Annotated in this window: 2 protein-coding genes; one reads left to right on the top strand and one right to left on the bottom strand. The window is 72.6% G+C overall.

The window, feature by feature from the left end:
- Positions 1 to 263: 263 nt before the first annotated feature.
- On the bottom strand, positions 264 to 1,124 hold the full coding sequence (locus DQW85_RS25035; protein ID WP_113702440.1) for a RecB family exonuclease: 861 nt from the start codon (positions 1,122 to 1,124) through the stop codon (positions 264 to 266).
- A 189-nt stretch (positions 1,125 to 1,313) separates the two neighbouring features.
- Here DQW85_RS25035 and DQW85_RS25030 point away from each other — a divergent pair, with 189 nt between their 5' ends.
- The gene (locus tag DQW85_RS25030; protein WP_113702441.1) at positions 1,314 to 2,408 is read left to right on the top strand and encodes a site-2 protease family protein; all 1,095 of its coding nucleotides are present in this window, start codon (positions 1,314 to 1,316) and stop codon (positions 2,406 to 2,408) included.
- Positions 2,409 to 2,943: the final 535 nt, after the last annotated feature.

Below are 2,943 nucleotides of genomic sequence, written 5' to 3'. Positions count from 1 at the left end.
CGGGCCTCGGGCGCGGACCTGCGAGGGGCGCGGGCCTGCGAGGAGTGGCGGCCGGGGGGAGCGCTCGCGTGGGCGGGAAGGGTGAACGGCCGGCGGGGCATGGAGGCCGCCCGGTAGGTTTCCACGGCCGGGGCCCGCGAGGCGCACGTCACGGCGGCCCGCCACCTCCACCGGAGGAGCGTTCCCCTGGACGGGGCCCGGCCACGTGCGGCGCCTGGGCCCTCCCGTGCTCTGCCGTAAAAAACAAGAAAAAGGGGATCGGGTCAGAGCTCGTCGGTGGCGGCGCGGCGGGTGGTGCGCTGGGTGTCGCCCGGCTGGCGGTCGGGGACGGGTGGGGGGGTGCCGCCGAACTCCGGGCACAGCGCCTGGTGGTCGCACCAGTCGCACAGCCGGCTGCGGCGGGCCCGCCACTCGCCCGACCGCAGCGACCGCTCGATGGCCTCCCACAGCGCCCGCACCTTGCGCTCGGTGGCCCGCAGGTCGGCCTCGTCCGGCGCGTAGCGCAGCACCTCGCCGCCGCCGCCCAGGTAGACGAGCTGAAGTAACCTCGGCACCCGGCCGCGCAGCCGCCACAGCACCAGCGCGTAGAACTTCATCTGGAACAGCGCCTTGGCCTCGAAGTCGGGGCCGGGCGCGCTGCCCGTCTTGTAGTCGACGACCCGCACCTCGCCGGTCGGCGCCACGTCGAGCCGGTCGACGTAGCCCCGGAGCATCAGCCCGCCGTCGAGCACCGCCTCGACGTAGAGCTCCCGCTCGGCGGGCTCCAGCCGGGTCGGATCCTCGAGCGTGAAGTAGCGTTCGAGCATGGCCCGCGCCTGCGCCAGCCACTCGGCCCGCTCGGCGTCGTCGGCGAACATCTCCGCGTAGAGCGGCTCCTCTGCCAGCAGCCGCTCCCACTGCGGCTCCAGCAACTCCAGCGCCGCCCGCACCGAACGCCTGGGCGCCGGTAGGTCGTAGAGCCGCTCCAGCACCGCGTGGACCACCGTGCCGCGCACCGCCGCCTGGGACGGCCGCTCCGGCAACTGGTCGATCACCCGGAACCGGTAGAGCAGCGGGCAGGTCATGTAGTCGCCCGCCCGGGACGGGGAGAGAGCTCCGATGATCACCGGCTCGGTCGACGTCATGCACCGCACTCTAGGTCAAGACGCCGACAGAATAGGCGCCAACAGAACAGGCCTCGCGGGATGGGGATCGGGATCGCGAGATCGGGCGCGTAGCATCGAGGCAGCGCCATCATGTGCGCCATCATGTGACACACGTCGAGGAGTGCGGTGAGCGAGCAGAGCCCGCGGCAGGAGTTCTCCGGCCTTCGGATGGGAAAGCCGTTCGGCATCCCGGTCTACGTCTCGTGGACGTGGTTCATCGTCGCCGCCTTCATCACGTGGTGGTTCGGCGACCAGGTGCGGGCCATGCTGCCCGAGCTCGGCTCGACCGCGGCCTACGGGGTGGCGTTCGTGTTCGCCGTCCTGCTCTACATCTCCGTGCTGCTGCACGAGCTCGCGCACAGCGTGCTCGCCAGGGCGTACGGGCTGCCGGTCCGCCGCATCACCCTCTACCTCCTCGGCGGCGTGTCGGAGATCGAGAAGGAGCCGCCCACGCCCGGCAAGGAGTTCATGGTCGCCGCCGCTGGACCGGCCCTCTCGCTCGGCCTGGCGGGGGTGGGCCTGGCCGCCGACGTCTACCTGGTCAACGGCGGCGGCATCCCCCAGGTGCTCGTCTGGCAGCTGTGGGTGGCCAACCTCATCGTCGGCGTCTTCAACCTGCTGCCCGGCCTGCCCCTCGACGGCGGCCGGATGCTGCGCGCCGGCGTGTGGAAGCTCACCAGCCGTCCCGGCACCGGCACGGTCGCCGCCGCCTGGGGCGGCAGGGCGCTCGCCGTGCTGCTGATCGTCTCGCCGTTCGCCATGGCGATGATGAGCGGCCAGGAGGTGGACGTCCGCGACCTGCTCTGGCCGATGGTGCTGGCCTCGTTCATCTGGATCGGCGCCAGCCAGTCGCTCAGCGTGGCCCGCATCCGCGCCAGGATCCCTCAGGTCAACGCCCGCGCCCTGGCCCGCCGGGCGATCCCCGTCGCAGCCGAGACGCCGCTGTCGGAGGCGCTGCGCCAGGCGGCCGAGAAGCGGGCGGGCGCCCTGGTCGTCGTCGACCACGACGGCCGGCCGGTCGCCATCGTCAACGAGGCGGCCGTGCAGGCCACTCCCGAGCACCGCCGCCCCTGGGTGAACGTCGGTTCCATGGCCAAGTCGCTCGAGCCGTCCCTGGTGCTCGCCGCCGACCTGGCGGGCGAGCCGCTCATCGACGCCATGCGCGAGACCCCGGCCGGCGAGTACCTGCTCGTGGAGCGGGGCGGCGAGATCTACGGCGTGCTGGCCACGGCCGACGTCAACCGCGTCTTCACCGGCGTCTGATTTGTCCCACTCGAATAACGGGCAGGCCCCGACTACTGTCGTATTCAGTGATCAGGCCGTTTGGAGCGGCCCGATCGCGACCGGGCGGTTCGAGGTTGCGACGTCTGGCCGATAGTGTTCGGTTTGGCGAAACTTACAGTGTCAAGGCTCCCGGTCCTCGGGGCGTCGCTCTGCTGTGGTTCACCGTCTCGGTTCGAGGCGGCCGGGCCGTGGCAGCGCCCCGTCGTCCGGGCGCGTACGGCCGGCGGCCGGCGCGGCAGTGCGGGTGCCGTGCCAGCGGCGGCTTCCGGGGAGGAGAGTCGAGTGACCGAGCGCAGCGAGGGCACCGTTGACCGTGGCACCGTCGGCATGAAGGAGGACTCATGACCGGCCAGGGCTTCGGGACCGTGCGCCCGCTTCCCGGCAACGGGCTGGTCGCCTACCTGGGAGGGCTGCTGCTCGCGTGCGACGCGGGCGAGGCCGCGGCGGGCGACCTGATCGAGGCGCTGCGCTCCACGGCCGCCGCCGGGGGTGACGGCCGGGCGCTCGCCAGGCG

It is taken from the genome of Nonomuraea lactucae (genome assembly GCF_003313395.1).
In the GTDB taxonomy this organism is placed as follows: domain Bacteria; phylum Actinomycetota; class Actinomycetes; order Streptosporangiales; family Streptosporangiaceae; genus Nonomuraea; species Nonomuraea lactucae.
Note: the sequence above shows the minus strand (reverse complement) of the source record. Positions and strands in the feature narration are given on the sequence as shown.

What these genes read in the sequence shown, in the direction of transcription:
- DQW85_RS25030 (WP_113702441.1), top strand. Translation starts at nt 1,314, where the DNA reads ATGGGAAAGCCGTTCGGCATCCCGGTCTACGTCTCGTGGACGTGGTTC.
- DQW85_RS25035 (WP_113702440.1), bottom strand. Translation starts at nt 1,124, where the DNA reads ATGACGTCGACCGAGCCGGTGATCATCGGAGCTCTCTCCCCGTCCCGG.